Genomic DNA, 26,562 nt, shown 5'->3' with positions numbered 1-26,562 from the left:
AGCCCGAGCACTACGGGAAACGCCTTCCACCGCCACATCTTCAAACCAACCCCTGAAAAAAAGTACCCGATCCCCGTGCGTGCACTATAGCCATCCGCCGGGCTCAGCGGGAGCGGGTGGACGCACGCAGACGCCGACGAAGGAACGCCAGCGTCAGGGCCTCCAGCTTGCGCGATGCGTGTGCCCCGGTCGGCGGCACATGCCGGTGCAGTTCGCCGTCCAGCCAACCCGCGAACACTTCCGGATGGATATACGAGGCGCGGCAGACCGCTGGCGTGTTGCCCAGTACCGCCGCCACCTGCTTGACGGCGCCGGCCAGGGTGGCGCGCAGTGCCGTGTCACCGCCTTTTTCGGGATGCGGGGTGCCAGCGAGCGTGGCCACCGCGTTCACCGTGCCGCCCCAGGTGCGGAAGTCCTTGGCGGTGAATTCACCGCCGGTGACTTCGCGCAGGTAGTCGTTGACCATGCCGGAATCGACGGGCTGTCGGTGCCCCTCGTCGTCCAGGTACTGAAACAGGCGTTGCCCGGGCAATTCCTGCACCCGGCGCACCGCCTTGACCAGGCGCGGATCGTCCAGCTGAACATCGCGCCATTGCCCGCTCTTGCCACGGAAATGGAAGTCGATACGACCGCGGTGCACAGCGACATGGCGCGACAACAAGGTGGTCAGGCCGAAGGATTTGTTCTGCTTCGCATAGACATCGTTGCCGATGCGGATCATCGTTTCCTCGAGCAGACTGACGATCAGGGCGAGCACCTTTTCCCGGGGCAGGCCGGGCAACGCCAGGTCCTTGCGCAGCCGCCGCCGCAGGGTGGGCAGCACCTTGCCGAACTCCAGGATGCGCTCGAACTTGCCGCGGTCGCGCACGTTGCGCCACTCCACGTGGTACCGGTACTGCTTGCGTGCCCGCGCGTCGCGACCCGTGGCCTGCAGGTGCCCACGCTCGTTCGGGCAGATCCACACGTGGCTATACGCCGGCGGAATGGCCAGGGAGCGAATCCGGGTCAATACCTGCTCGTCGGTGATCCGTTTACCGTTCGCGTCCAGGTAGGCAAACGTCCGGCCCCGCTTGCATCGCGTGATGCCCTGGTCGGTATCGCAGACGTAGACAAGGCCCGCCGCTTTCGCGTGGGCCTGTTCGGCGGAGACGACCACAAGGGCGTCGGAGGGCGGCTTTCGGGACATGGCCGGAGTGTGATCCGGCGGGCGATCAAGGCCCGGTGAACGCGGCGTCAGCCCACGCGGCAGAACACCGCCTTGAGGTAACGGTTCTCCGGCACGTTGCTCGCCACCGGGTGATCCGCGCCGGCGCCATCCACGTGAAGGACCTGGATATCACGGCCCGCGTTGAGGGCCACGCGCCGGATCATCTCGAGGAAGTCGTCCTCGCTGACCAGGCCGGTGCACGAGCAGGTCAGCAGGATGCCGCCGGGGGCCAGCACATCCAGCGCCGTGCGGTTCATGGCGAAGTACTTCTTCAGCGCGTTGACCACCTGGTTGCGGTCGCGGGTGAGCTTGGGCGGATCGAGCACGATGGCGTCCCAGGTGTCGCCCCGGGCGATCGCGGCGCGCAGCCATTCGAACACGTCGCCCTGCTCGAAGCTGGCCTCGACACCGTTCATGCGGGCGTTCTCGCGGGCCACCTCGAGAATGGCGGCGTCCGCATCGACGCCGATGGCTGAACGTGCGCCGGCCTTCATCGCGTGGACGGCGAAGCCGCCGGCGTTGCAGCACAGGTCCAGCACGCGACGACCCTGTGCCAGCCGTGCGAAGCGCAGCCGGTTGTCGCGCTGGTCGGCGAAGAAGCCGGTCTTGTGGCCCAGCCCCGGTGCCGCGTGGAACGACAGGCCGTGCTCCTTCACGTCCACGGCGGCGGGGGCGTCATTGGAGCGTACGTCGAAGGATTCCTGGCGCTGCACGTGCTGTTCGGCGAACCAGTAGAGCGAGGCGCCGGGGAAGTGTTTCTGCAGCTCGGCGTGGACGACCTCGCGGAAGCGCCACATGCCGGCCGCGAAATACTCGACCACGAGGTGGTCGGCATAACGGTCGACCACGAGGCCCGACAGGCCATCGCCCTCGCTGTGCACCACGCGCCAGGCGTCGCTCACCTCGTCCAGGCGGAGCAGCCCACGCCGCAGTTCTACCGCGCGTGCGATGCGTGCGGCGATCCAGCCCTCGTCGACGGCCTGGTCGGGATCCGTGGTGAGCAGGCGCAGGGCGACGCGGGCATGCCCGTTCCAGAAGCCGCGGCCGACGAAGCGGCCCTTCGCGTCTTGCACGTCGACGACGGTGCCGGGCGGCAGGCGATCGTCGGGCTTGACGATCTGGGCGGACCAGACCCACGGGTGGCCGGGCAGGCGGTCGGTCTTGAGGCGGATGACGGGCAACGAGGACGTGTTCATTCGCCCATGATAGCGGGGATGCCGCGGTTCAGCGGCCGAAACGCAGCACCAGCCAGGAAACCAGTGCCAGCACGTTGATGCCCAGGTGCGCTGCGGACGGCCCGCCCAGCGCGAGCAGCCAGCCGTGCTCGGCGATGGCCCAGTCGAAGCCGAGATGTGGCGAGCGCTGCAACGTCAGCGATACGTTGGCGAACGCGCCGCTGGACAGCGCGTAGCTGAACATCGGCGTGGCCACCAGGGGCGCCTGCAGGAACTGAGCCCAGATCGACATCGAGGTGCCACGCCCGTCATTGCTGGCCAGCAGCACGCCCGCCACGAGGATGAAGCCGAACAGCAGCACGCCCAGCACGGCGACGATGGCATCCACGCCGCTGAAGCGGCCGTTGAGCAGGCGCTCGAACTGGTGGACCAGACCGAACAGGCCGCCGGCGATCTCGAACACGGCGATGACACGGGTGAAGAAGGAATTCAAGGCGGTCTCCACGAAAACAGGGGGATACAAGGGCAGGAACGAAAAGGCGGGCGGGTATCAGAGATCGTCGGCGATGTCGTGCAGGTCGGCGATGTGCTGTTCCCACCAGCGCGGCTCGGCCGCGAACGGAAACGCGGCGGGGAACGCGGGATCGTGCCAGCGCTCGGCGATCCATCCGGCGTAGTGCACCTGGCGCATCGCGCGCAGTGCCGGCACCAGCGCCAGCTCGGTGGGGTCGAATTCGCGGAACTGGCCGTAGCCCTCGAGCAGGGCATCCATCATGGCGTCGTCGCCGGCAAGCATCCACAGGTCCTGCACGGCCGGCCCCATGCGTGCGTCGTCCAGGTCGACGAAGTGCGGTCCCGCGTCGGTCCACAGCACGTTGCCGGGGTGGCAGTCGCCATGCAGGCGGATGCGGCGCACGGGGCCCACCGCCTCGATACGGTTCGCCACGGCCTCCTCGACACGCGCGGCGGCATGGCGATAGGCGTCGAACAGATGGGCGGGCAACAGATCCGAGCCCAGCGTGGCCCGCACCGGCGCGTCGATCATCGTCGCCCGGTCCAGCGTGCCACGGGCACGGAACGGCTCGCGTGCGCCGAGGGCATGCATGCGGGCGAGCAGCCGGCCCAGCCACATGAGCTGGTCGGGCGATTCCAGCGAAGGCGCCCGCCCGCCGCGGCGTGGATACACCGCGTAGCGGTAACCGGCATGGACCAGCATGCTGCGACCGTCGAACACCAGCGGGTCCACCATCGGCAGTTCCGCCCCGGCCAACTCGCGGGCGAAGGCGTGTTCCTCCTCGATGGCCGCATCGGTCCAGCGGCCTGGACGATAGAACTTCACCACCACGAAACCTCCGTCTTCCAGTCCCACCTGGAAGACGCGGTTCTCGTAGCTGTTCAGCGTGAGCAGCCGGCCATCACTCCAGCGGCCCGTGGCATCCACGGCCGCGAGCACGACATCGGGTGAGAGGGCGGCGTAGGGGGCGCCTTCGCTCACGAACGCAGGTTTCCCGGCGCGCCGCCGCGCGCCGCGACCACGGCCATGGTCAGGCGTGACAGGCAGACCAGCTTGCCCTCCTCGTCCTCGATGCGGATCTCCCACACCTGCGTGGTCCTGCCCAGGTGTGCCGCACGCGCCGTACCGGTCACCAGGCCGCCGCGCACGCCGCGGATATGGTTGGCGTTGATGTCCAGGCCCACCGCCACCTGCTTCTCGACGTCCAGCGTCAGCAGGGCCGCCGAACTGCCCAGCGTCTCGGCCAGCACTACCGAGGCGCCGCCGTGCAGCAGGCCGAACGGTTGCTGCGTGCGGTGGTCCACCGGCATCGTGCCGCGCAGCCAGTCGTCGCCCGATCCGATGAAACGGATGTCGAGGGTTTCCATCATCGTGCCGCGGCTCCAGCCGTTCAGGCGGTCGAGGTCGACAGGGTCTTTCCAGATGGCCATATGCTGTGTCGTCCCATGGGCAAGCTGTCATTGTCCTACAATGTGCGGGTGCCCACCGTAACCCTGACCACGTCCGGCAAGCGCTTCGACGCCGAAACCGACGAAACCGTGCTCGAAGCCGCGCAGCGTGCGGGCATTGCCTTGCCGTACTCGTGCCGTGGCGGTGTGTGTGGCAGTTGCAAGGCCACCCTCGTCAAGGGCGATTGCGGCTACCCGCACCATCCGCCCGTGGCCTTGTCCGCCTCGGAGAGCGAGCAACACGCCATCCTGTTGTGCCAGGCGGTGCCGCGTGGCGACATCGCCATCCGCGTGCGCGAGATCGCGTCGGTGGAGGACATTCCCCACCGGCGGCTGGACACGACGGTGGCCGAGCGGCGCATGCTCGCTCCCGATGTCGTGGGTATCTGGCTGAAGCCCGTGGACGGCCAGCGCCTGAACTGGCTGCCCGGCCAGTACCTCGATGTCATCCTGGAAGACGGCAAGCATCGCCCGTTCTCGATCGCCAGCGGTCCACGCCGCGATGGCCTGATCGAACTGCATGTGCGCCACGTGCCTGGCGGCGGGTTTACCTCCTGGGTCTACGAGTCGTTGCAGACCGGGGATCGCCTGGCTATCGAGGCGCCGCTGGGCACCTTCGTGCCGCGTGAGGATTCGGAGCGCCCGATGCTGTTCATGGCGGGCGGCACCGGCTTCGCGCCGGTGAAGGCCATCGTCGAGCACTTCATCGCGCTGGGCACGCGTCGCCCGATGCATGTGTACTGGGGCGCGCGTATCGCGGCCGACCTCTACCTGCGGGACCTGGTCCGCTCGTGGGCGGACCAGGTGCCCAACCTCACCTTCACGCCGGTGCTTTCCGATGCCGATGAGGCGCGGACCGGCGGCATGCGCGAGGGACTGGTGCACGAGGCGCTGCTGGCCGACCATCCGGACCTGGCCGACGTGGACCTCTACATGAGCGGCCCGCCGCCGATGATCGCCGCCGGGCGGCAGCGGTTCGTTGAAGCGGGCTTGCCGGAAGACCGGCTGTATTTCGATTCGTTCGACCTGGCACCCGACGTGCTGGATGCGATCCTGCGCAGTCGGGCCGGCATCCACGGCCTTTAACGCGGGAGCGCCGGGTTGCCGGCGTTCGCCGGAGCTTCTAGCGTTTGCCCTTGGCCGTGGGCAGCTGTGCGGCCTGCCAGGCGTAGGTGCCGCCCTCCAGCACGAACACGCGGGCGAAGCCGGCCTTGATCAGGCGATTGGCGGCCTTGCCCACGCCACGGCCGTCCTTGTCGATCAGCACGACCGGCATCTCCCTTGCCTTGCTGAGGTCTTTCTGCGTTTCCGGATCGAACTGGCTCATGGCCACGTTCTTCGCACCGGGGACGTGCGCTTTCTCGAAGTCCGCGCTGGCGGAGAGGTCGATGATGAGCGGGGTGTCGCGGTTGATGAGCTGGGTGAGCCCGGCCGGGGTCAGGCTTTTCCACTTGCGGAAGAGGCGGGACACCTCACCGCCGATCAGCACGGCCAGGATGACCACGAACAGCGCCACCAGGGCGGTATGGTTGCTCACGAACTCGGGCAACTTGTGCAGTACGTCGTTCATCGGGTCTTCCGCGTGCCAACAGGGCTAAACGGTCGATTATAGCGGCTTCAGTGCACCGTGAAGTCCGGCAGCCCGGTCATCAGTCGCCATTTGCCCTTCTCGCGGTCGTAATGCCAGCGCTGGCGGTCGACGATGCTGCGCTCCGCCTGCGTGTTGATGTTCACCACGCTGATCTGGACCACCTGCACCACCTCGTCTTCGCCGTCCGGGCGCGGGCCGCCGCCCTCGTCGTAGCCGGTGACGCGCAACTGGGCCAGGCGACCCTGCTCGATCGAGCTCAGCGGATGTTCTTCCGCGTAGGTCGGGTCGATGTAGACCTGGGCGCCGGTGAAATCGCCCCAGCGGATCGAGCCGGCATAGTTCTGCAGGGTCGTGGTCAGCGCCTGGTTGCGCTTGTCCGTGGCGCAGCCGGCGAGGCTGAGCAGGGCGAAGCACAGGGCGGGCAGGGCAAGTCGGCGCATGGCGAGGTCCTTCGGGGCGTCGGCTGGCATTATGCCCGGCGTTTGGCGACGAAGCGTGCGTCCATGCTGGCCAGCGGCTTGCCGTCGTCGCCCGGCACGATGCAGGTGAAGTCAGCGCGGGCGCGGCCCTTGCCGTCCAGCATGGCGAAGAACGACGTCCAGCGCGCGCCGGGCGCCAGCCGGGCCTCGGCGCGCAGATCGGTCCAGACCGGGTCGAGGTAGCGCACCGTCGAGTCGGCCACGAACACGTCGCAGTCGCTGCCGCGTCGGCGCAGCATGGTCTCGACCAGGCTCCAGCAGGCCAGGGTCATCAGGGTGACCAGGCTGCCGCCGAAGGCGCAGGCCTTGTCGTTGATGTTGGGGGCCAGGGGCGCGGTCATGACCAGACGCTCGCCATCGAACTCGGCAAGACGCACCTGCATGGCCTGCGCGAGGGGGATGCCGTCGAGGATGAAACGCTCGAGAAGGGCGAGGTCGTGGGTTGTCGAGGTCATAAGCGGCCAAGTCTACGAGGCGAGGCAAACCGTTCGCATCCGTATGGCGACCCAACCTTCGGCATTGGTGCAGCCGACCCCATGTTCCTATGCTCCCGTATCACTCGCCGGATGCCCCTCGTGAGCCGTACCCAGCCGCTTCGCAACGTCACGGTCGTCATCACCCGCCCCGCCGGCACCGCGGGGCCGATGAGCCGGCGTGTGCGCAAGCTGGGCGGTATTCCCGTCAGCGTGCCGGGTCTTTCCCTGCGCGCCACCGAAGACGCCAGCGCCGTCGATGCGGAACTGCGCCGGGCGCTGGAGGGCGACGTGCTGGTGTTCACCAGCCCGGCCGCCGTGCGCTTCGCCGCCGATGTCCTGCCTCTCGCCACGCGTGCGGTGGTCATCGCCGTGGGTCGCGGCACGGCCCGCGCCCTGCGCACCGCCAACCTGCCGGACGCCCGGTTTCCCGAGGCCTCGCAGAACAGCGAGGGCGTGCTGGGCCTGCCCGAACTGGCCGACATCCAGGGCCGGCGGGTGGCCCTGATCGGCGCGCCGGGCGGGCGCGGGGTGCTGCGTGAACAGCTGGCGGCACGGGGTGCCCGGCTCAGCGAGATCCATGTCTACCACCGTGTGGCACCGCGGCTGGATCGCCGCCACATCGATCCCCTGCTGAAACTCACCCGGCGTTCGGCGGTGCTGCTGTCCAGCGCCGAAGCCCTGGATCACCTGCATCGCGCGCTGATCGCGCCGGCCTGGCGCCGGCTGGTCCAGGCCGTGGCCGTCGTCAGCAGCGAACGCCTGCGCGATGTCGCCACGGCGGTGGGCTTCGAGCGCGTGGTGGTGGCTGATTCGGCCATGCCTTCGGATCTCCTCGCCGCGGCCAGCCAGGTGTCGTTCACGCGCCGTTGAGGGATGTAGTCCGTGCGTTGGCGTATGGCCTGCTAGCATGCGCCCCATGACGACCGAGACCCCACCGAGCGATTCCGTTCCGGCGCAGCCCGCCCCGGCTGCCGTGTCCCCGACCGCGCGCGCCACGCGTGCGCCCCACCCGGCGCCACGCCGCGGCGGCGGCGCGCTGGCGATCGCGATCCTGTTCTCGCTGGCCGCGCTGGGTGCCGCCGGTTATGCAGGCTGGACCGTCTGGACCATGCGCCAGGACATCGGCGCCGCCAATGGCCTGCGGGGCCAGGTCGACACGCTGCAAGCCGCGGTGGACGGCCTGCGCGACGACAACGCCAACCTCCGGCGCCGCGTCGGCGATACCGATGGCGTGAACCGCTCCGCGCGCGAAGCGATCCAGGGCGTGTCCGAGCGTACGAAAAATCTCGAGGATGCGGTCGCCAACCTGTCCGAGCGTAGCCTCAGCGGCCATGATGCGATGCTGCTCGATGAAACCGAATCGCTGCTGCGCATGGCGAAGGAACGCTTCGCCCTGTTCGGTGATGCCAACGCTGCGCTGGCTGCCTACGACCTCGCCGACACGACGCTGGCCGCGGTGAACGATGCCGCGTTCTCCACGGTGCGCCAAAGCCTGTCCGCCGAGCGCCAGGCACTGAATGGCATCGCGCCGCCGGCGCGGGCCAGCGACCTGGCGACGCTGGCCGACCTGCGCGCCCAGCTGCCCACGTTGCCGCTGAGGAACAGCGATGCGCCGGCCGATGCCACGCAGGATCGTGGTTTCTGGCAGCGTGCCGGCGATGCCCTCGGCAGCATCGTCAAGGTCAGCCATGACGACGGTACGCCACTGGGGTTGGCGGACGATCGCATCGCCCGCGAACTGGCGGCGCTGGATGTCGCCAACGCCGAAGCGGCGGTGCTGGCGTATGACGACACCGGCCGGCAGGCTGCCCTGAAGCGGGTGGATGCCACGCTGTCGACACGTTTCGACACGGCATCGCCTGCCGTGCAGGCCGCCCGGTCGCGGGTGACTGCGTTGCTCGCCAGCCAGGCGAAGGGTAATGCGCCCAAGCTCGGCGCCGCGCTGACCGAACTGCGCAGCCTGCGCTCGGTGCACGCCCTCAAGGGCGGCGACACCGCTGCGCCGGCCCATGCCGCCAGTGCATCGGCGCCCGCCGCGACAGCGACTGCGGTGGCCCCGGCCTCGACGCCCCCTGCCGCGCCCGCGCCCGCCACGTCGGCGGCGTCCTCCCCGAAGGCCACGCCATGAAGCTCTGGCGCTGGATCGTCGGTCTGATTCTCGTCGCGGCCATCGCCGCGTTCGCGTGGCATTGGGTGGCGGACGACCCGGGTTACGTGCTCATCCACCTGCGCGGCACCAATGTGCAGATGACCGTGGTCACGGCCGTGGCCATCCTCCTGCTGGCTTGGGCCGCCATCACGCTGCTGGTCGCCCTGATCCGCTGGCCGTTCGGCGCCATGACGCGGCGCCATCGCCACGTGAGTCGCCGGCGCCTGTCGGACGGACTGGTCTCGCTGGTCGAAGGCCGTCACGGCGAAGCCGAGCGCGACCTCAACCGGGCGGCGCGTTATTCATCCGTGCGTGGGCCGGCCCTGCTGGCCGCCGCCGAAGCGGCGGAGCGGCACGGTGAATCCACGCGCGCCCTTGAGACACTGGACCAGGCCGCGCAGGAAACGCCCCGCGCGGCGCGTGTGCTGCGGGCACGCCTGCTGCGTCGCGCGGGTCGTTCGTCGGAAGCGGCGGCCTTGCTGGCGCCTGAAGCCGACAGCGGCGCGCTGACAACCGCGGGCTGGATCGAGTTCGCCGAGGCGTCGCTGGAAACGGGCGAAACGCGTAACGCCGTGAGGGCCATCGAGCCGCTGCAAAAGAGTAGTGAACTGGGCCCCCGCGCCATGGCCGAGCTCGAGTCGCGCGTCGTGGCCGCGTACATCGCCGGCACGCCCGACGGCGCCTCGTTGTCCGCGGCGTGGTCGCAACTGCCGAAGGGCCAGCGCCGCCTTCCCGCGGTGGTCGACGCGTATGCGCGGCACGCCGCACGGCATGGCCAGACCATGGCCGCGATGGACGAGATCGAAACCGCGCTGCGTCGCGAATGGTCGCCGACCCTCGTGGCGACGTACGGCGGCATGGGCGCCGAAGACATCGACCAGCGCCTGCGCAAGGCGGAAGCCTGGATCGACACCCATCCCAACGATGCCGCGTTGCTGACGGCCGTGGGTCGCATGTGCGTGCGGGTGCGCTTGTGGGGCAAGGCCAGGCCGTACCTCGAGCGGGCGCTTGCCATCGCGCCCAGTGCCGATGCCTGGGAGGCCCTGGGCGACGTGTATGTGGGCGAGGATCATGCCGACATCGCCCAGCGTTGCTATCGCAATGCCCTGGCGCTGGCACGTGGCGAGGCCACCGAAGCCTTGCCCGAGGTTCGCTCGCGTCGCATCGATACCCGCGTAACGGCTGTGGAAGAGCGCGACCAGCACGGCGTACCGCGCCTGTCGCCCTGAGTCAGCGAGGGGGCACCGGCGGATGCCAGTGCCCCGCGCCAGCGCAGCGATCGGCTCGTGTCTTCAGGCGTTTTACGTCCTCGGATAATCGGCCTTTCAGCGCATCGGGCTTGTCGAGCTCGACGTAGAGTTCGACGCACTGACGCGGTGTATCCGCAGGCACCGTCGAGTAGCCGTTCGCTGCGGTACCGCCCTGGCGCAAGCCGGTGGAGACGAGGTTGGCGATGCCCACCAGCGCGGCCAACACGAATCCGCTAACCGTCAGTCGGGTGGACCGTTGCCCGGACCGCTGTCGTGCCCGCGCCACGTGGGCGGGCAGGTAGGCCGAATCCGGTGCGGCCATGCGTGTCAGTTCGTCGCGCGTCGAGGGCGACTGTGCATCGAACAGGGCCTGCCATGTGCTCAGTGTGGCCGCCGAGAGGTGCAGGCCGATCCACGCCGGATAGCGCTGGTAGAGACGAGCCACGTCGGGCCAGTCGCGCAACAGCGAGCGGTCCAGCCCCGCCTCCGCGCGGACGAAGCGCGCCAGCCATGCCTCGCGCCAGCCGCTGTCGAGCTGGGCCCAGGCATCGCGCTGCACCATCACGGCTTCGATCCAGCGGCCACGTTCGCCCAGGGACGCCAGGTGGCCCACCTCGCGCCAGTGGCACTGGTCCTCCATCGCCGCGAACACCGCCGCGCGATGGCCGATGCGCTGCAGGCCGATCAGGTCGATCAGGTGTTCCTCGAAGCGTCCCGGCGCGTCGATGTACTGCGTGCGTACTTCGGCCAGGGCCTGCGTGAGCGAGGTCGCCACCTCATCGGGGGTCTGCGCCGCCACGTCGGCGGCAAATCGCCAGGCCAGGACGATCGTGGGATCGGTCGCGGTTCCGACAGCCTCGTTGTGCTCGACCTCGTCACCCGGCGGGATGGCGGCATCGGCCGACGCGTTGCCGGACGGTGGTTCCGCGACATCCTGGGCGGTTTCGTGTGGCGCCTCCGCGCTTACTTCCACGGGGGGCTCACTTGCCGCGGCGTCGGCGGCCATGGCCTCGCACCACGCGCGAGCCGCCTCGTAGGCCTCGCGCAGGTGCGCGAACCCCCGTGGGTCTACCGCCGGGTCGACACGGCGCAGCGCGGCCGCATAGGCGCGGCGGACCGCCACGCGATCGGCGTGCGCGGGCAGACCCAGCGCCTCCAGGTGCCACGGTGTCGAGGTGGGCGTGCTCATTCCGAGGGTGGCACCGCGAAACGGTGGTCGTGTTCGATGGCGTCGACGGCTTCGCGGAACGCGGTACTGTCCCGGGAAATCAGCCGAGGGTCCTGCGTGGCCAGCACCTGCTCGAAGCGCAGGATGCGCTCGCCCAGACGCTCGCGCACCTCACCCAGCAGCTGTTCGTAGAGCCGGTCCGCCCGCGCCAGCAACGTGCGGTTCTCCAGCGTGTCGCGTGGATGGATCTTGAGTTCGGCCAGCGCCGCCAGACGCCGGGCCACTTCATCGGGGGGCATGTGCGCATCGCCGCTCTCGATCACCGCGCGCGCCATCTCACCCGTGGCCACCACGGTCACTTCCACCTCGAGCAGGCCGTTGACGTCGTAGGTGAACCTCACATCCACGCCCTCGGCATGACCGGGGCCGGGCGATAGCGGCACGGTAACCTCGCCCAGGGCGATATTGTCGCGGACCATGCGCGACTCGCCCTGATAGATGCCGATGCGGATTTGCTTCTGCTGCGGCGATACCGGAACGAATCGCTGCACGCGGCTCACGGGCACCACGGCGTTGCGTTCGATCACCGGCGCGTAGAACCCGGGCGTCTGCGAGCCGTCGTCGAGGAAGCGGGCCACCTCGGTGCCGAGCGTGTAGGGGCAGACATCCGTCATCACCCGCTCGTCGAGCGCCTTGTCCTTCATCTTCAGCCCGGCCTGCACGGCGGCGCCGAGGGCGACCACTTCATCGGGGTTGTGACCCACCGCGGGAAAACGACCGAACATCCGCGTGACCAGCGCGCGGATCATCGGCATGCGCGTGGCGCCGCCGGCCAGCACGATGTTGTCCAGGTCGGCCGCGCGAATGCGCGCATCGCGCAGGGCCCGCTCGATCGGGCGCCAGAGCCGGTTGAGCAGCGGCTGCGCCGCCGTCTCCAGCATGCCGGTGTCGACGGCGACCAGCACCGCGGTGTCCTGCCAGGCCATCTCGAAGGCAACGCTTCCGCGGGTCGTCAGCGCATGTTTGGCAGCCTCGGCGCGGGCCGACAGACGCTGCATGAATACGGCATCGTTGCGCGCCGCTTCGGGCAGGCCCTGGGTAAAGGCGAGATCCACGATCAGCGTGGTGACGTCCTCACCGCCGAGCATGTTGTCGCCGGCGCTTGCCCGCACTTCCATCACGCCATCGAACATCTCCAGCACCGATACGTCGAAGGTGCCGCCGCCCAGATCGAACACGAGGAACTGGGTTTCGCCGCCGTCGTCGTGCAGGCCATAGGCGAGCGCGGCCGCGGTGGGTTCGTTGAGCAGTCGCTCCACCTTCAGGCCGGCCAGTTCGCCGGCAAGACGCGTCGCCTTGCGTTGGGCATCGGAGAAATACGCCGGCACCGTGACAACCGCCTCGGTAACGGGCTGGCCGAGGTGAGCCTCCGCGTCCGCCTTCAACGAGCGCAGCACGAGGGCGGACAGTTCTTCCGGGCGGTAGTCGCGGTCGCCCAGTCGTACGCTGCGCGTACTGCCCATGTAACGCTTGAACAGCGAGGTGGTGAGCTGGGGATGGGTCTGCAGGCGCTCGCGGGCGGCTTCGCCGACCAGGACACGGCCATCGTCGTCGATGCCCACGCAGGACGGTGTGATCGTGCGACCGAGCGCATTCGGTATGAGCCGAGGCACGCCGTCGACCCATGCGGCCACGAGGCTGTTGGTGGTGCCCAGATCGATCCCGACGATCATGTATCGCTTTCCCCCGGCGTCCATGGGCCGCGTTGCGGCCCCGGCCGATCGATGGCCCTGGCGCCCCTTACAACACGGTCAGATTGGCGTAAGCGTAAACCAACCACTTGCTGCCGGCATCCTCGAAGTTCACCTGCACGCGCATGTGCGAACCCGCACCTTCGGCGCTGACGAGGGTGCCTTCGCCGAACTTCGGATGGCTGACGCGCTGGCCGAGGCGGATGGGCGAGGCCTCCTCCAGTGACGAACCACCCGAGAAGCGGTCGGCGTAGGCAGGACGCGACACCTGCACGCGGGGGCGCAGTTCGTCGATCAGCTCGGGCGGGATCTCGCCGAGGAAGCGCGAGGGCCGCGCCAGCATCTCGGTACCGTGCATGCGCCGGGACTCCGCATGGGAGAGGAACAGCCGTTCACGCGCGCGTGTGATGCCGACATAGGCCAGGCGGCGTTCCTCCTCGAGGCGGTTTTCTTCCTCGGTTGAGCGCTGGCTCGGGAACAGGCCTTCCTCCATGCCGACCAGGAACACCACAGGAAACTCCAGGCCCTTGGCCGAGTGCAGCGTCATCAGCTGCACGCAATCGTCCCAGGCCTCGCCCTGGCCTTCGCCGGCTTCCAGCGTGGCATGCGAGAGGAAGGCGGAGAGTTCGTTGAGGCCGGCGTCGATGTCCTCCGGCGTCATCTCGAAGCGGCTGGCCACGTTGACCAGCTCGTCGAGGTTCTCGACGCGCGCCTCGCCGTTGCCGCGCTTGTCGTTCTCGTAGAAATCGCGCAGCGTGGTGTGCAGGATCGCGTGCTCGATCTGCTCGGCCAGGTTGAGCGCGGTGGGGGATTCGTCGCCGCTGACGTTGTCGTGGCCGCCGAACGTGCGCGCCAGGTTGTCGATCAGGCCGATGAACGCCTTCAGGGCGTTCTTGGCCCGCCCGGCCAGGCCGCCGATGGAGGCCTCGGTCAGCGTGGCTTCCCACATCGAGCTGCCGTCGCTGCGCGCACGGCGACGCAGTTCGTCGAGCGTGCGGTCGCCGATGCCGCGCGGAGGCGTGTTCACGGCGCGCTCGAACGCGGCGTCGTCGTGGCGGTTGGAGGCGAGGCGCAGGTAGGCCAGGGCGTCCTTGATCTCGGCACGCTCGAAGAAGCGCAGGCCCCCGTAGACACGGTAGGGCAGGTCGCGCTGGATCAGCTGTTCCTCGAAGTTGCGCGACTGCGCGTTGGAGCGATAGAGGATGGCGCAATCGCGCGCGTTGCCGTGTTCGGCCACGTGCTCGCGGATGCGCTCGATGACGAAGCGCGCTTCGTCCTGCTCGTTGTAGGCCGCGTACAGCGCGATGCGCTCGCCCGCGCCGCCGTCGGTCCACAGCTGCTTGCCCAGGCGCCCGCCGTTGCGCGCGATGACCGCGTTGGCGGCGTTGAGGATGGTGGACGTGGAGCGGTAGTTCTGCTCGAGGCGGATCGTCTTCGCGCCCTGGAAATCGCGCAGGAACTGCTGCACGTTCTCCACCTTGGCGCCGCGCCAGCCGTAGATGGCCTGGTCGTCGTCACCCACGACGAACACCTGCCCGGTGCTGCCCGCCAGCACGCGGATCCAGGCGTACTGCAGCGTATTGGTGTCCTGGAACTCGTCGATCAGCAGGTAGCGCCAGCGGTCCTGGTAGTGCTTGAGAACCTGGGGATCCTTCAGCCATAACTCGTGCGCGCGCAGCAGCAACTCGGCGAAATCCACCAGACCGGCGCGCTGGCACTGCTGCTCGTAGGCCTTGTACACCTCGACGAAGGTGCGCGTCACCGGATGGTCGCGGTGCTCGATGCCGTCGGGGCGCTTGCCTTCGTCCTTCCAGTTGTTGATCTGCCAGGCAGCCTGGCGCGGCGGGAAGCGCGCTTCGTCCAGCCCCATGCCGGCGATCACCCGTTTGATCAGGCGCTGCTGGTCGTCGGAATCGAGGATCTGGAAGCCTTCCACCAACCCGGCTTCACGCCAGTGGCGCCGCAGCAGGCGATGCGCGATGCCGTGGAAGGTGCCGACCGTGAGCCCCTGCGTGCCACCCGGGATGATGCCATCCAGGCGCGAGCGCATCTCGCCCGCGGCCTTGTTGGTGAAGGTGACCGCCAGGATGGCCCAGGACGGCACACGCTCGACCTGGGTCAGCCAGCCGATCCGGTTGATCAGCACGCGGGTCTTGCCGGAGCCGGCGCCCGCGAGGATCAGGTAATGCCCGGGAGGGGCGCTGACGGCCTCCCGCTGGGCGTCGTTGAGGTCGTCGAGAAGGTGGGAAACATCCATCCGCCTAGTGTAGCGAATGGGCTCCCACCTTGGCCCGGCCGCTTAACGCTTCTGGGCGATGCCCGCGACGGCGACGATGCCACCGATCACGATACCCGCGATACCCACCCACTGCGGGATGGACTTGTCATGGGTGGCCTCGATCTTGGCCGAGCCGATCGACGCGACAGTGTCGGTCTTCTGGTAGCTGCCGTTGCCGATGGTGACCCAGATACCTGCCGCGACAAGAATGATGCCGACGACGATAAGACCTGCGCGCATGTGGTTTTTCCCTGTTTTGATCGGTGGCGGGAGCATGCGTTGACGAATGTGAGGGCGGCGTGGGGATGTTCGTGATCGTTCGGCGCAATCAGCACGTCGCGCGCTGATTGAAGCCGCGAGTCTTCGTGAGAACACTCTCAATGTCCATATTTCTCAATATGTTAGGTGTTTACAGGGTGCCGGCTTATCGGCATGCTTCTCGACTCGGCAACGGAGGGCAGTATGAGGACGTCAATGTCGAAGCGGTAGCCGAACTGGCGATATTGAGCCGATCGCATCGTGGCCGACGGTCGAACGCGAATACAGGTTGCGCAAGTAAGGAGACTAGATGGATGCAAGGAAGTACATCGTCACAGTGTCCGCAGCAGCGCCGCGGGCTTTGACGCATCGGGTCGATCAAGACGACCTGGCCGAGCGGCGGGCTCTGGCCCAAGGAATGAGGTGCTGATGCGCGGCTTGATACGACTGGTGATGGTCCTTGGTCTTGCGTGGTGTGTCGGGGGTTGTCACAACGAGTCGTTTCCTCCCCTTGCATGTGTGCCGTTTGATGCAAGCAAGGTAGGGCGGTCGGTGACCATTCCCATAACCGTTACACGAGCCAGCGCGAACATCGACAATGTTTACATGGTGGGATTTTACTTCCGTGACGAAAGCGAGGGTGGTCCTGCTGAACAAATGCGTGGATACCCGCCCAAGGTCAAGCTCTATCTTCGAGTCCATGTCTTTCATGAGACGGAGGGAGGTGAAATTCCAATCGTCGTCAACGATGGCGACTTCACTTATGACGTTGGCACTAGGACGTTTTCGTTTCCACCGACGATGCATGAGCGAGGGACCGACATCGCTTACGTATCTTCAAGTGGGTACCTCAAAGGCGTTGCGCACCGGGAGGTCGTGTCTTTCCGGTTTCCTGATTACGGGCGCTATCGAGTCGAGGTATCGACAGTCGCAGACATGCCTATTTTGGAAGCAATCCCGACATGGCTGACAGTCGAGCGCGAATTCCCTCATGGAAAGTAGAGCGATTATGGATGCACGACGATACACGGTGACTATCTACGCTGCCGCGCCCGGAACACCGGTTCGCGCAGATTATGGACCTGCTGCAGTGGATGTCTCGGCTATGGATAAATCAGTGCCGGGCCATGTTTTCTACGCCATAAGTGACGGAATTCAAAGAGAAAGCTGGGGATTTGCCCCTGTAGAACACGGCGACATCAATGGACCTGGAAAGCCGTTTGACGACGACGAAAAGCGGTATGTCGATCCGTTCTTTGAGCGAACAATGGAGATATCAAAAGACCAGTACGAAAAGCTGCATGAGTTTGGCGAGAACCCCGACCGCTTCGGCTTCGACCTGACCTACAAAGACATTCGAAACAATTGCGTGGACTACACGTGGGCCGCGTTGAATCATGCTGGCATCCAGCGCACGCACGGGCACATCGGTCACCTCGAGCCACATGGGGTGGATGGGAAGCACAGTTACCTACCGATCCTCACGCCGAACGACTTTCGTACCATCCATGATCCCGTGCCCGGGAGTGATCTGAACAAAGAGATCTCACGGGAGCTTCCAAAACGTGATTGGACGCAGGCGCCTTTCGGAACGTTCGATCGTCCACTCACCGCCGTGAGCGACGATCCCTTTGAACGTCTCTACGCGGCAACGGTTGCCAACGACGACAAGGCGTTCGAAACGATTGGCCAGGAATACCTGCAATCCCCGGAGGGCCAGGCGTTCCTGCAAGCCGGCCAGGAAGCGAATCGCCAGCAGGATCTGGCCCTGCAGCAGGCACAGGCACAAGCACAGGCTCAGCAGGGTCCGGTAATGAGTATGACGATGTAAGGAGCGATACATGGACGAAAAGGATGTGAGGTCGCTGACGGTGAAACTGGCGGCGGTGACGGACCGGATTGAGAAGCGCATGGACGGGGTGGCACGCGAGACGATGCGCGCGAGCCAGGCCATGGGCCTGCAGGCACAACAATCGCTGGCGGCCTCGGAGCAGGTATCGGCGGGCGTGCATCGCGCGGCCAGCGACGCGTTGGACGGCGGCACCCGTAAGGCGATCGAGCGATTTAGCGAGGTGGTGCGCGCATCGGAACGTCGGCTGGAGGGTGCGGCCCAGCGGCTTGAGGCGCGCATGCTTTCGGTGGGCAAGCTGCAGGCGGCTTTTGCGTGGAAGGCGTTCGCTGTGTCGGCGCTGGGGTCGGTCGCGTTGATCGGCGTCGCGGGCTATGCGCTATGGGAAGCACACGAGGCATCGCGTGCCACGCGCTGGGTGAAGCAGATTAACGCCGCCCAGACGGCGGGCCGGCTCGGTCTCTGCCCGAGCGGTGGCGATCATGTGTGCGCGAAGGTCGACAAACGCTGGGTCCCGCTCAATCCGTGAGTGGCGGCTCGGGTATCGGCCTCGGGACATGCCCCTTTCACGCGTTCTGAACAAAAAAAACCCCGGAGGCCAGGGGAGCCGCCGGGGTGGGGTGGATAACCCGATCCAGGGGATGATCGGGTCGTCCTGAGGGTGGTCCCAGGGAGGTGGAACCCACCGATGGGACGCCGTTGCGTGCGCCCGAATATATAGACGCCCGAATACGGACAAAGTTTCAGTCTGACCGAAAGAAAGTTGGGGAATAATTATTTTCCCTTCCCAATCAACCGGTTGTCGGTAGGCTCAGTGCGCCTCGTCCCAGTTCGCGCCCACGCCGATGTCTACCTGCAAGGGCACGCTGAGCGTGGCGGCCGCCGTCATGTGCGTTTCGATGCCGGCCTGGATCTCGTCAACCGCGTCCTCGCGTACTTCGAAGACCAGTTCATCGTGCACCTGCATGAGCAGGCGGACGTCGTCGCGCGGGGCGATCCACGCGGCCACGACGATCATGGCGCGCTTGATGATGTCCGCGGCGGTGCCCTGCATGGGCGCGTTGATGGCCGCGCGTTCGGCGCCAGCACGGAAGGCCTGGTTACGGGAGGTGAGGTTGTCCAGGTACAGGCGGCGGCCGAACAGGGTCTGGACGAAGCCGTCGCGGTGCGCCTGCTCGCGCGTGGCGTCCATGAAGGCACGCACGCCCGGGTAGCGGGCGAAATACAGGGCCATGTAATCGGACGCTTCGCCACGGTCCACGCCGAGCTGCTTGGCCAGTCCGAAGGCGCTCATGCCGTACATCAGGCCGAAGTTGATCGCCTTGGCGGCGCGACGCTGGTTGGTGGTCACCTCCGCCGCGGGCACGGCAAACACCTCGGCCGCCGTGGCGCGGTGCACGTCGCCGCCGTCGCGGAAGGCGCGCACCAGGCCTTCGTCACCCGACAGGTGGGCCATGATGCGCAGTTCGATCTGCGAGTAATCGGCCGCGACGATGCGCCAGCCGGGCGGGGCGACGAAGGCCTGGCGGATGCGCCTGCCTTCCTCGGTGCGCACGGGGATGTTCTGCAGGTTGGGGTCGGACGAACTCAGCCGGCCGGTGGCCACGGCGCCCTGGTGATAGCTGGTGTGCACGCGGCCCGTGCGCGGATTGACGATGCCGGCCAGCTTGTCGGTGTACGTGGAGCGCAGCTTGGCGAGGCCGCGGTACTCCAGGATCAGGCGCGGCAGCTCGTGGGTCTCGGCGATCGCCTCCAGCGCTTCCTCGTTCGTGGACGGCTGGCCCGTGGGTGTCTTGACCTTCGCGGCCAGGCCCAGTTCGTCGAACAGTACGGCCTGCAGTTGCTTGGGCGAATCCAGGTTGAACTCGTGACCCGCCGAGGCATGGGCCAGCGTCTGCAGCTCGAGCATGCGCTTGCCCAGCTGCTGGCTCTGCAGGCGCAGCACGTGCGCATCGATCAAGACGCCGGTGCGTTCCATCTTCGCCAGCACGGGCACCAGCGGGATCTCGATGTCCTGGTAGACATCACGCAGCGACGGCTCGGCTTCCAGCTTCGGCCACAGTGCGTGGTGCAGGCGCAGGGTGATGTCGGCATCCTCCGCGGCGTAGCGGCAGGCTGTGTCGCAGTCCACCTGCGAGAACGGAATCTGCTTGGCGCCCTTGCCGGCCACCTGTTCGTACTTGATCGTGGTGTAGCCCAGGTAACGCTGCGCCAGGGAATCCATGTCGTGGCGCGTGGCAGTGGCGTTGAAGATGTACGACTCCAGCATGGTGTCGTGTGCCAGCCCGCGCAGTTCGATCCCATAGTGCGACAGCACGTTGATATCGTACTTGCCGTGCTGGCCCACCTTGCGACGGCGCGGGTCTTCGAAGATCGGCTTGAGCGCGCCCAGCACGTGCTCCCTCGGCAACTGCGTCGGCGCACCGGGATAATCGTGGGTGAGCGGGATGTACGCCGCCTTGCCCGGCTCGACCGCGAGCGAGACGCCGACGATCTCCGCCTGCATCGCATCGATGCTGGTGGTTTCCGTGTCGAAGGCAATCAGCGTGGCGGTCTCGAGCTTCTCCAGCCACGCAGCGAAACGGGCCTCGGTGAGCACCAGTTCGTACTCGCCCGCGCGCGACAGCGACGCGTCGGGGCGGCGACGGGAGCGCCGGCCGGCGAAGCGGCGGTGGCCCCGGCACCGCGCACCGGCGCATCGACACCGGCGTCGAGATCCTTCAGTGCCGCCTTGAAGTCGTAGCGCGCATACAGCTCGCGCAGTGCGTCCACGTCGCGATCGCGCAGCGCGAGGTCCACAGGGGCGAATTCCAGCGGCACGTCGGTGCGGATCGTGACCAGTTCTCGCGATAGCGGCAGTCGCGGGATGGCCGCGCGCAGGTTCTCGCCGATCTTGCCGCCGATCTTGTCGGCATTGGCGAGCAGGGCGTCGAGGTTGCCGTACTCGGCCAGCCATTTGGCGGCGGTTTTCGGGCCGCATTTTTCCACGCCCGGCACGTTGTCGATGCTGTCGCCCATGAGCGAGAGGTAATCGACGATCTGTTCAGGGCGCACGCCGAATTTTGCGATCACGCCGTCGGTATCCAGCGTGGTGTTGGTCATGGTGTTGATCAGCAGCGTGTGCTTGCCGACCATCTGCGCGAAATCCTTGTCGCCCGTGGAAATGATCGTGTCGATGCCCTGCTCGGCGGCCTGGCGGGCCAGCGTACCGATGACATCGTCCGCTTCCACGCCGGGCACGCACAGGATGGGAAAGCCGAGCGCCCCCACGATCTTCATCATGGGCTCGACCTGGGCGCGCAGGTCGTCCGGCATCGAGGGGCGGTTGGCCTTGTATTCGGGGTAGAGATCGTCGCGGAACGTGCGCCCGGGCGCGTCGCAGACGAACGCCACGTAGTCGGGGCCGGATTTCATCGTCGTGCGCAACATATTGACGATGCCGAACAGTGCGCCCGTGGGCTCGCCGAAGGCGTTGGTCAGGGGCGGCAGCGCGTGGAAGGCGCGGTACAGGTACGAGGACCCGTCGATGAGCGTGAGTGTAGGCATCCCTGGATTCTCTCATGGCCGGTCGCGCAGGGTTTGTTCACGTGGAAAGCCGCTGTCGCCTTGCTATTCTCGGCACCCCGCCAGGAGAGACTTCCCATGAACCGCTCGCCCATCCTCGTCGCTGCGCTTGCCCTCGCCCTGGCGCTGCCCGCCTTCGCCCAGACCGCCACGAAATTCGCACCGCTGCCGCCGCCGCCGGGCCTGAACGATCCGGGCGTCAAACCCGGTGAGCCGGACCGCTCGGGCCAGAAGCCCGTGGACCGCCCGGTCACCTACGACGAGGCGCAGGAGGGCAAGTCGACCCCGGCGACCTCCGATGCCCAGGGCGTTCGCTCTCCGGTGGACCTGCCGGCCATGCAGGACCACGGCGCGGTGGACGCGCGCGGCCAGCAGGCGCCGCAGGTGACCGTGCGCCAGCAGGGCGACGACCGTGTTGAGGAATACCGTACCGGTGGCCGGCTGTTCATGGTCGTGGTGACGCCCAAGAACGGCGTGCCACAGACGTACATGGCCGACCCGGATGGCAAGTTGCACAACGACCCGAAGAACGGTCCGGTCAATCCGGTTTATTACAAGGTGTACGAATGGGGCGCGGCGCCCAAGCCCGTCGACAGGAATTGACCGATGGGCCCCAGCGTCATGCTCTCTGGATCGGGGGGCGTGACGCTGGCGATGCCTGGTAGGCCGCTCAGCCGTCCAGTTCGGGGTAGTGGCGGAAAATACCCGTGGTGTTGAATGGCACGCGGCGATCGGAGGCCAGGTAGGCGGCTATGTTCGGGCGGTCCGCCACACGCCGGGCCAGGTCGCGCAGCAACGGCAGCTCCTGCTTCGCCATGGCTTTAGGGAACGCGTATTCCAGGCCCGCCATCAGTTGGAACAACGACAGGTCGACGTAGGAATGCTGGTGCAGCACGAACCGGCCGCCGCCACGCTCCAGTGCCTTCTCGAAATAGCCCAGGTATTTGGGAATACGCAGCTCGCGAAAATCCCTCGCGCGCTTCTTCGCCTCGTCGCGCTGGTCCTCGTAATACTGTGCCGTGGATACGGGGTGATGCGTATCGTGCGCCTCGGCCACGATATCGCTCACGGTCAGCTGGAGTTGATGGGCGTACAGGCGCCTGGACTCGCTGTCCGGCACCAGGTCGTGCCGCGGGCCGAGGTACTGCAGGATATTGGCGACCTGTGCGATCACCAGGTGGCCCGACTTGAGGAACGGCGGCGCGAACGGCAGCGCCCCCTCGTGCTGGCCTTCGAGGAAGGGCGTCATCGCGTCGTCCCCCTCGATGCGTGACACATCGGTATACGTGGCGCCGGCATCCTCCAGGCACAGGCGGACGAATTCGCCACGGCCCTGCAGTCCGGTCCAGTAATAAAGCGCGTAGCTCATCGGCGGGCTCCTGCGGTAAAGCGCGGAGCATGCGCAACGCCCGTTTAAGTCCGCGTGAGCGCGATGTCGCGAAAGGCTTCCCATACCGTCTGCGCCGGGGGCGACAGCGAGCGTGCCCGACGCCGCACCAGTGTCACCGCGCGGCCGCGGCGTGGCGTGAGCGGCGCGGTGACCAGTCCGGAACGCAGGGCGTCCAGCGAAAGCCGGGGCGTGACGGTGATGCCGAGCCCCGCTTCCACCATGCGGAAGGCGGTATGGGGATGACCGACCTCGAGTACCACCCGCATGGGGATGTTCGCCTTCGCGAACGCGGCATCGATGAGGCGGCGGCTGCCCGACGCATGATCCAGCAGCACCAGCGGCTGATCGGCCAAGGCCGCCCACGGCACGGTGCGACGCGTGGCGAAGGCATGATCCGGTGGCGAGACCACGACGAACGGGTCCTGCATGAGGGTCTCGGTGTCGAATTCCTCCACCGTGGCCGGTTCCACCGTAAGGCCGAAGTCCACCTCGCCACCCCGTACGGCATCCAGCACCTGGGCCTGGTTCTGGTCGCGCAGGATGATATCCAGCGCCGGGTGGTGCCGCGCGCACCAGGCGATGCAGGGTGGCACCAGCCCAGCCGCCAGCGTGGGTACCGCGGCGAGGCGGACACGGCCGCGTAACGGATCGGCCTGGGTGCGCGCATGCGCCAGCACGCCGTCCAGTTCGTCGAGCACGCGTGCCAGTGCCTGTTCCAGGTATCGGCCGGCCTCGGTGGGCACGACCTCGCGGGTGCTGCGGTCGAACAGGCGAACATCCAGTTCGCTTTCCAGGTCGGCCACCAGGCGGCTGACGGCCGGCTGGGTGAGGTGCAGTGACTCGGCCGCACGCCGGAAATGCCGCTGGTCCGCGACGGCGAGAAACGCACGCAACTGGCGCAGGGAGACATTCATGCGATTAATGTATCACCGGATCAGATAAAACGATTTGCCTTATCAAGCGGTCAGCGCTGAAATGGGTGTCTCTCGATACCCCCAGGCCCATCGCCATGCGCCGTTTCCTTCCCGACGGATTCACCCTGTCCCTGATCGCCACCGTGATCCTGGCCAGCCTGCTGCCCTGCCGCGGCGCTGCAGCCGGTGTGTTCGAGGTGGTTACCGACATTGCCATTGCCTTGCTGTTCTTCCTGCATGGCGCCAAGCTGTCCCGCGAGGCCGTGGTGGCGGGCATGACGAACTGGCGCCTGCACCTGACCGTGCTGGCCAGCACGTTCATCCTGTTTCCGCTGCTGGGCCTGCTGCTGAAGCCGATCCTGTCGCCACTGGTGACGCCGGACCTTTACCTGGGCATCCTGTTCCTGTGCACGCTGCCCTCCACCGTGCAGTCGTCCATCGCGTTCACCTCGATCGCGCGGGGCAACGTGCCCGCGGCGATCGTCTCGGCGTCCGCGTCGAGCCTGCTCGGTATCTTCATCACGCCGCTGCTGGTCGGCGCGATGATCGCCGGCACCGGGCAGGGCGGTCTGTCGTGGCACTCGGTCGGGGCCATCGTGCTGCAGCTGTTCGTGCCGTTCGTGGCCGGGCAGGTGGCGCAGCGCTGGATCGGTGGCTGGGTGCGTCGGCACGCCACGCTGCTGACCTATGTCGATCGCGGTTCGATCCTGCTGGTGGTCTACACCGCGTTCAGCGCGGCGGTGCTGCAAGGTCTGTGGCACCAGTTGCCGCCGCCGGTGCTGGGCGGGCTGGTGGTGGTGAACATCGTGCTGCTGGCCTGTGCGCTGTTGGTCACGCGCTACGGGGCGCGGGCACTCGGCTTCGCCGCGGAAGACGAGATCACCATCGTCTTCTGCGGCTCGAAGAAAAGCCTGGCGTCGGGCGTGCCGATGGCGAAGGTGCTGTTCGCCGGCCACCCGCTGGGGCTGATCGTGTTGCCGATCATGCTGTTCCACCAGATCCAGCTGATGACCTGCGCGGTGCTGGCGCGGCGCTATGCGCTGAGACGCGACCCGGTGCAGGACCTCAATGCCGGAAGTGACGCACGCCCGTGAACACCATCGCCATGTCGTTCTCGTCCGCGGCGGCGATCACTTCGCTGTCGCGCATGGAACCACCGGGCTGGATGACCGCACGGATGCCCGCGGCGGCGGCGGCGTCGATGCCGTCGCGGAAGGGGAAGAACGCATCCGAGGCCATGGCGCTGCCGGGCACCGTAAGGCCGGCTTCCTCGGCCTTGATGCCGGCGATCTTCGCGCTGACCACGCGGCTCATCTGCCCGGCGCCGATGCCCACCGTGCGGTTGTCCTTCGCGTAGACGATCGCGTTGGACTTGACCATCTTGGCCACGCGCCAGGCGAACAGCAGGTCGTCGATTTCCTGTGCGCTGGGCTGACGCTTGCTGACCACGGTCAGCTCGTTGCGGCCCACTTGGCGATGATCGGCGGTCTGCACCAGCAGGCCGGAGCCGACGCGTTTCACGTCGTGCGTATTGCGGCCATCACCGGGGGGGATCTCGAGCACGCGCACATTCGCCTTCTTCGTCGCTTCCTCCACCGCGCCCGCATCCACCGCCGGGGCGATCAGCACTTCGACGAACTGGCGTTTAAGGATCACCTTCGCCGTGGCCGCGTCCAGCGGACGGTTGAACGCGATGATGCCGCCGAAGGCCGAGGTGGGATCGGTGGCATAGGCGAGTTCGTACGCGGCGAGCGGATCGGCGGCAACGGCGACACCACAGGGGTTGGCATGCTTGACGATGACGCAGGCCGGCGCATCGAACTGGCGCACGCATTCCCACGCGGCATCCGCATCGGCGATGTTGTTGAACGACAGTTCCTTGCCCTGCAGCTGGCGGAACGTGGCGAGCGTGCCGGGCGCGGGGTACAGGTCGCGATAGAACGCGCCGGACTGGTGCGGGTTTTCGCCGTAGCGCAGGTCCATGACCTTGACGAAGCGTCCGTTGGACTGCTGCGGGAATTCGGCGCGCGAGGCGACGGCGGTGTGCGTGTCGTCGAGGGTGACGCCAGACAGGTAATCGCTGATGGCCGCGTCGTAGCTGGACACCCGGTTGAACGCAGCCACCGAGAGCGCGAAACGCGTGGCGCGGGACAAACCGCCCTGGCCTTCGATCTCCGCGAGCACGGCGTCGTATTGCGCGGGGTCCGTCAGCACGCCGACGTCGTTCCAGTTCTTGGCGGCGGCACGCAACATGGCGGGACCACCGATGTCGATGTTCTCGATCGCGTCGTCCAGCGAGCACGCGGGATCGGCCACGGTGCGTTCGAACGGATACAGGTTCAGCACCAGCAGGTCGATCGGCAGGATGCCGTGTTCGGCCATCACAGCGTCGTCGGTGCCGCGGCGGCCGAGCAGGCCGCCGTGCACGCGCGGGTGCAGGGTCTTCACGCGACCGGCCATGATTTCCGGGAAGCCGGTGAGATCGCCCACGTCGCGCACGGGGATGCCGGCGTCGCGAAGTGCCTTGGCGGAGCCGCCGGTGGAGAGGATGTCGATGTTCGCGGCCGCGAGGCGGCGGCCGAGTTCCGTCAGGCCCTGCTTGTCGGAAACGCTGACGAGCGCGCGGCGTACGGGAACGAGATCGGGCGTGGGCATGGGCACTTCCGGGGCTTAAAAGCGCTCCATTATAGCCGCCCGGATGGCCGTGCGGCTTGGCCGTGGCGGCACTCAGGACAGGCCGTGGGCCGCCAGCTTCTTGCGGAGGGTGGCACGATTGATGCCGAGGGCGACGGCGGCGCGGCTCTGGTTGCCTTCGTGGAAGGCCAGCACCTCGCGCAGCAGCGGGCCTTCGACCTCGCGGATGACCAGGGCATGCAGGCCTTCACCGCCTTCGGTGTCGCCGATGTCGGCGAGGTAACGAAGCACGGTGCGGCTGACGCATTCGCTGAGGGCGCTCTGCATGGAGGTCTCGTTGGCGGCCTCGCCGGCAGTCAGTCTCACAGCGTTCAAGGCATTCCCCTCTCGCAGGCCGGGGCGCGGGTCCTCGGTCGGTTCTTGATGATGATGGTCGCTTGGGCTACGACTGGGACACGCCGTGAACG

At 67.2% G+C, this 26,562-nt stretch carries 25 protein-coding genes and 1 pseudogene; 9 read left to right on the top strand and 17 right to left on the bottom strand.

Annotation, left to right across the window (positions count from 1 at the left end; genetic code table 11):
- Positions 1–103: 103 nt before the first annotated feature.
- From FA89_RS02745 to FA89_RS02725, 5 genes are read right to left on the bottom strand one after another with little or no spacing between them, the layout of a single operon-like run.
- Positions 104–1,186, bottom strand: a complete 1,083-nt coding sequence (locus FA89_RS02745; RefSeq protein WP_051938479.1) for a DNA topoisomerase IB — start codon at positions 1,184–1,186, stop codon at positions 104–106.
- A gap of 47 nt (positions 1,187–1,233) precedes the next feature.
- On the bottom strand, positions 1,234–2,403 hold the full coding sequence (locus FA89_RS02740; protein ID WP_036137980.1) for a class I SAM-dependent rRNA methyltransferase: 1,170 nt from the start codon (positions 2,401–2,403) through the stop codon (positions 1,234–1,236).
- Between the two features lie 28 nt (positions 2,404–2,431).
- Positions 2,432–2,875: a hypothetical protein gene (locus tag FA89_RS02735; protein WP_036137977.1), complete on the bottom strand. Its 444-nt coding sequence runs from the start codon at positions 2,873–2,875 to the stop codon at positions 2,432–2,434.
- 57 nt (positions 2,876–2,932) lie between these two features.
- The gene (locus FA89_RS02730) at positions 2,933–3,877 is read right to left on the bottom strand and encodes a serine/threonine protein kinase (protein ID WP_036137974.1); all 945 of its coding nucleotides are present in this window, start codon (positions 3,875–3,877) and stop codon (positions 2,933–2,935) included.
- Entirely contained in the window at positions 3,874–4,326 is a 453-nt protein-coding gene (locus FA89_RS02725) for a hotdog fold thioesterase (RefSeq protein WP_036137972.1), read from the bottom strand. The genes FA89_RS02730 and FA89_RS02725 overlap by 4 nt, the downstream gene beginning before the upstream one ends.
- Before the next feature lie 48 nt (positions 4,327–4,374).
- Here FA89_RS02725 and FA89_RS02720 point away from each other — a divergent pair, with 48 nt between their 5' ends.
- Entirely contained in the window at positions 4,375–5,430 is a 1,056-nt protein-coding gene (locus FA89_RS02720; protein ID WP_240003843.1) for a 2Fe-2S iron-sulfur cluster-binding protein, read from the top strand.
- Between the two features lie 37 nt (positions 5,431–5,467).
- On the opposite strand, the gene FA89_RS02715 is transcribed toward FA89_RS02720, so the two are convergent.
- The 3 genes from FA89_RS02715 to FA89_RS02705 are packed head-to-tail and all read right to left on the bottom strand — an operon-like array spanning position 5,468 to position 6,869.
- On the bottom strand, positions 5,468–5,914 hold the full coding sequence (locus FA89_RS02715) for a rhodanese-like domain-containing protein (protein WP_036137970.1): 447 nt from the start codon (positions 5,912–5,914) through the stop codon (positions 5,468–5,470).
- A gap of 47 nt (positions 5,915–5,961) precedes the next feature.
- Entirely contained in the window at positions 5,962–6,375 is a 414-nt protein-coding gene (locus tag FA89_RS02710) for a hypothetical protein (protein WP_036143531.1), read from the bottom strand.
- Positions 6,376–6,404: 29 nt separating this feature from the next.
- Positions 6,405–6,869 (bottom strand): YiiD C-terminal domain-containing protein, encoded by a 465-nt coding sequence (locus FA89_RS02705; protein ID WP_036137968.1) that lies wholly within the window; start codon positions 6,867–6,869, stop codon positions 6,405–6,407.
- 111 nt (positions 6,870–6,980) lie between these two features.
- On the opposite strand from FA89_RS02705, the gene FA89_RS02700 reads away from it, so the two are divergent.
- Genes FA89_RS02700 through FA89_RS02690 form a run of 3 tightly spaced genes read left to right on the top strand, consistent with a single transcriptional unit; the run spans position 6,981 to position 10,268 of the window.
- Positions 6,981–7,760, top strand: a complete 780-nt coding sequence (locus FA89_RS02700; RefSeq protein WP_051938478.1) for a uroporphyrinogen-III synthase — start codon at positions 6,981–6,983, stop codon at positions 7,758–7,760.
- Positions 7,761–7,806: 46 nt separating this feature from the next.
- A complete protein-coding gene (locus FA89_RS02695) occupies positions 7,807–9,018 on the top strand; it encodes a uroporphyrinogen-III C-methyltransferase (protein WP_081916797.1) in 1,212 nt (403 codons plus the stop codon).
- A complete protein-coding gene (locus tag FA89_RS02690) occupies positions 9,015–10,268 on the top strand; it encodes a heme biosynthesis HemY N-terminal domain-containing protein (RefSeq protein WP_036137962.1) in 1,254 nt (417 codons plus the stop codon). Before FA89_RS02695 ends, FA89_RS02690 begins: the two co-directional genes overlap by 4 nt.
- Before the next feature lies 1 nt (position 10,269).
- On the opposite strand, the gene FA89_RS02685 is transcribed toward FA89_RS02690, so the two are convergent.
- The 4 genes from FA89_RS02685 to FA89_RS02670 all read right to left on the bottom strand — a co-directional run bounded on the left by FA89_RS02685 (position 10,270) and on the right by FA89_RS02670 (position 15,726).
- Positions 10,270–11,478 carry a hypothetical protein gene (locus tag FA89_RS02685; RefSeq protein WP_036137959.1) on the bottom strand — a complete coding sequence of 403 codons (1,209 nt, stop codon included), beginning with the start codon at positions 11,476–11,478 and terminating at the stop codon, positions 10,270–10,272.
- Positions 11,475–13,190, bottom strand: coding sequence for a molecular chaperone HscC (locus FA89_RS02680; protein WP_036137956.1), 1,716 nt, complete (start codon positions 13,188–13,190; stop codon positions 11,475–11,477). The genes FA89_RS02685 and FA89_RS02680 overlap by 4 nt, the downstream gene beginning before the upstream one ends.
- Positions 13,191–13,257: 67 nt before the next feature.
- A complete protein-coding gene (uvrD, locus tag FA89_RS02675; RefSeq protein WP_036137954.1) occupies positions 13,258–15,465 on the bottom strand; it encodes a DNA helicase II in 2,208 nt (735 codons plus the stop codon).
- A 42-nt stretch (positions 15,466–15,507) separates the two neighbouring features.
- Positions 15,508–15,726: a hypothetical protein gene (locus FA89_RS02670; protein WP_036137951.1), complete on the bottom strand. Its 219-nt coding sequence runs from the start codon at positions 15,724–15,726 to the stop codon at positions 15,508–15,510.
- Positions 15,727–16,296: 570 nt separating this feature from the next.
- Between FA89_RS02670 and FA89_RS19980 the strand changes: the two genes are divergently transcribed.
- Genes FA89_RS19980 through FA89_RS02660 form a run of 3 tightly spaced genes read left to right on the top strand, consistent with a single transcriptional unit; the run spans position 16,297 to position 18,122 of the window.
- Positions 16,297–16,746 carry a hypothetical protein gene (locus FA89_RS19980; protein ID WP_185754206.1) on the top strand — a complete coding sequence of 150 codons (450 nt, stop codon included), beginning with the start codon at positions 16,297–16,299 and terminating at the stop codon, positions 16,744–16,746.
- 28 nt (positions 16,747–16,774) lie between these two features.
- Positions 16,775–17,575 carry a hypothetical protein gene (locus tag FA89_RS19075; protein WP_185754205.1) on the top strand — a complete coding sequence of 267 codons (801 nt, stop codon included), beginning with the start codon at positions 16,775–16,777 and terminating at the stop codon, positions 17,573–17,575.
- A 10-nt stretch (positions 17,576–17,585) separates the two neighbouring features.
- The gene (locus tag FA89_RS02660; protein WP_036137948.1) at positions 17,586–18,122 is read left to right on the top strand and encodes a hypothetical protein; all 537 of its coding nucleotides are present in this window, start codon (positions 17,586–17,588) and stop codon (positions 18,120–18,122) included.
- Between the two features lie 282 nt (positions 18,123–18,404).
- Here the strand turns inward: FA89_RS02660 and polA are convergent.
- Positions 18,405–21,139, bottom strand: a pseudogene (gene polA, locus FA89_RS02655) (DNA polymerase I).
- Between the two features lie 96 nt (positions 21,140–21,235).
- Between polA and FA89_RS02645 the strand changes: the two are divergent.
- The gene (locus FA89_RS02645; protein ID WP_036137941.1) at positions 21,236–21,760 is read left to right on the top strand and encodes a DUF2782 domain-containing protein; all 525 of its coding nucleotides are present in this window, start codon (positions 21,236–21,238) and stop codon (positions 21,758–21,760) included.
- Positions 21,761–21,827: 67 nt separating this feature from the next.
- On the opposite strand, the gene FA89_RS02640 is transcribed toward FA89_RS02645, so the two are convergent.
- Positions 21,828–22,526, bottom strand: coding sequence for a glutathione S-transferase (locus FA89_RS02640; protein ID WP_036137939.1), 699 nt, complete (start codon positions 22,524–22,526; stop codon positions 21,828–21,830).
- Positions 22,527–22,570: 44 nt separating this feature from the next.
- Entirely contained in the window at positions 22,571–23,461 is an 891-nt protein-coding gene (locus FA89_RS02635) for a LysR family transcriptional regulator (protein WP_036137937.1), read from the bottom strand.
- Between the two features lie 89 nt (positions 23,462–23,550).
- On the opposite strand from FA89_RS02635, the gene FA89_RS02630 reads away from it, so the two are divergent.
- On the top strand, positions 23,551–24,555 hold the full coding sequence (locus tag FA89_RS02630; protein WP_036143522.1) for a bile acid:sodium symporter family protein: 1,005 nt from the start codon (positions 23,551–23,553) through the stop codon (positions 24,553–24,555).
- On the opposite strand, the gene purH is transcribed toward FA89_RS02630, so the two are convergent.
- Together purH and FA89_RS02620 are read right to left on the bottom strand one after the other, a co-directional pair.
- Positions 24,527–26,116, bottom strand: a complete 1,590-nt coding sequence (purH, locus tag FA89_RS02625; RefSeq protein WP_036137935.1) for a bifunctional phosphoribosylaminoimidazolecarboxamide formyltransferase/IMP cyclohydrolase — start codon at positions 26,114–26,116, stop codon at positions 24,527–24,529. The two genes, FA89_RS02630 and purH, sit on opposite strands and share 29 nt — an antisense overlap.
- A 72-nt stretch (positions 26,117–26,188) precedes the next feature.
- Positions 26,189–26,470 carry a helix-turn-helix domain-containing protein gene (locus tag FA89_RS02620; RefSeq protein WP_369926472.1) on the bottom strand — a complete coding sequence of 94 codons (282 nt, stop codon included), beginning with the start codon at positions 26,468–26,470 and terminating at the stop codon, positions 26,189–26,191.
- Between the last annotated feature and the right edge of the window lie 92 nt (positions 26,471–26,562).

Origin of the sequence: Luteibacter sp. 9135, assembly GCF_000745005.1 — a bacterium.
Classification (GTDB): Bacteria; Pseudomonadota; Gammaproteobacteria; order Xanthomonadales; family Rhodanobacteraceae; genus Luteibacter.
The sequence above is the reverse complement of the archived record's forward strand: the minus strand, read 5'-3'. Positions and strand labels throughout refer to the sequence as shown.

Coding starts and splice junctions, on each gene's coding strand:
- FA89_RS02745 (WP_051938479.1), bottom strand. CDS start 1,186: ATGTCCCGAAAGCCGCCCTCCGACGCCCTTGTGGTCGTCTCCGCCGAA.
- FA89_RS02740 (WP_036137980.1), bottom strand. CDS start 2,403: ATGAACACGTCCTCGTTGCCCGTCATCCGCCTCAAGACCGACCGCCTG.
- FA89_RS02725 (WP_036137972.1), bottom strand. CDS start 4,326: ATGGCCATCTGGAAAGACCCTGTCGACCTCGACCGCCTGAACGGCTGG.
- FA89_RS02715 (WP_036137970.1), bottom strand. CDS start 5,914: ATGAACGACGTACTGCACAAGTTGCCCGAGTTCGTGAGCAACCATACC.
- FA89_RS02710 (WP_036143531.1), bottom strand. CDS start 6,375: ATGCGCCGACTTGCCCTGCCCGCCCTGTGCTTCGCCCTGCTCAGCCTC.
- FA89_RS02705 (WP_036137968.1), bottom strand. CDS start 6,869: ATGACCTCGACAACCCACGACCTCGCCCTTCTCGAGCGTTTCATCCTC.
- FA89_RS02700 (WP_051938478.1), top strand. CDS start 6,981: ATGCCCCTCGTGAGCCGTACCCAGCCGCTTCGCAACGTCACGGTCGTC.
- FA89_RS02695 (WP_081916797.1), top strand. CDS start 7,807: ATGACGACCGAGACCCCACCGAGCGATTCCGTTCCGGCGCAGCCCGCC.
- FA89_RS02690 (WP_036137962.1), top strand. CDS start 9,015: ATGAAGCTCTGGCGCTGGATCGTCGGTCTGATTCTCGTCGCGGCCATC.
- FA89_RS02685 (WP_036137959.1), bottom strand. CDS start 11,478: ATGAGCACGCCCACCTCGACACCGTGGCACCTGGAGGCGCTGGGTCTG.
- FA89_RS02680 (WP_036137956.1), bottom strand. CDS start 13,190: ATGATCGTCGGGATCGATCTGGGCACCACCAACAGCCTCGTGGCCGCA.
- uvrD (WP_036137954.1), bottom strand. CDS start 15,465: ATGGATGTTTCCCACCTTCTCGACGACCTCAACGACGCCCAGCGGGAG.
- FA89_RS02670 (WP_036137951.1), bottom strand. CDS start 15,726: ATGCGCGCAGGTCTTATCGTCGTCGGCATCATTCTTGTCGCGGCAGGT.
- FA89_RS02660 (WP_036137948.1), top strand. CDS start 17,586: ATGGACGAAAAGGATGTGAGGTCGCTGACGGTGAAACTGGCGGCGGTG.
- FA89_RS02645 (WP_036137941.1), top strand. CDS start 21,236: ATGAACCGCTCGCCCATCCTCGTCGCTGCGCTTGCCCTCGCCCTGGCG.
- FA89_RS02640 (WP_036137939.1), bottom strand. CDS start 22,526: ATGAGCTACGCGCTTTATTACTGGACCGGACTGCAGGGCCGTGGCGAA.
- FA89_RS02635 (WP_036137937.1), bottom strand. CDS start 23,461: ATGAATGTCTCCCTGCGCCAGTTGCGTGCGTTTCTCGCCGTCGCGGAC.
- purH (WP_036137935.1), bottom strand. CDS start 26,116: ATGCCCACGCCCGATCTCGTTCCCGTACGCCGCGCGCTCGTCAGCGTT.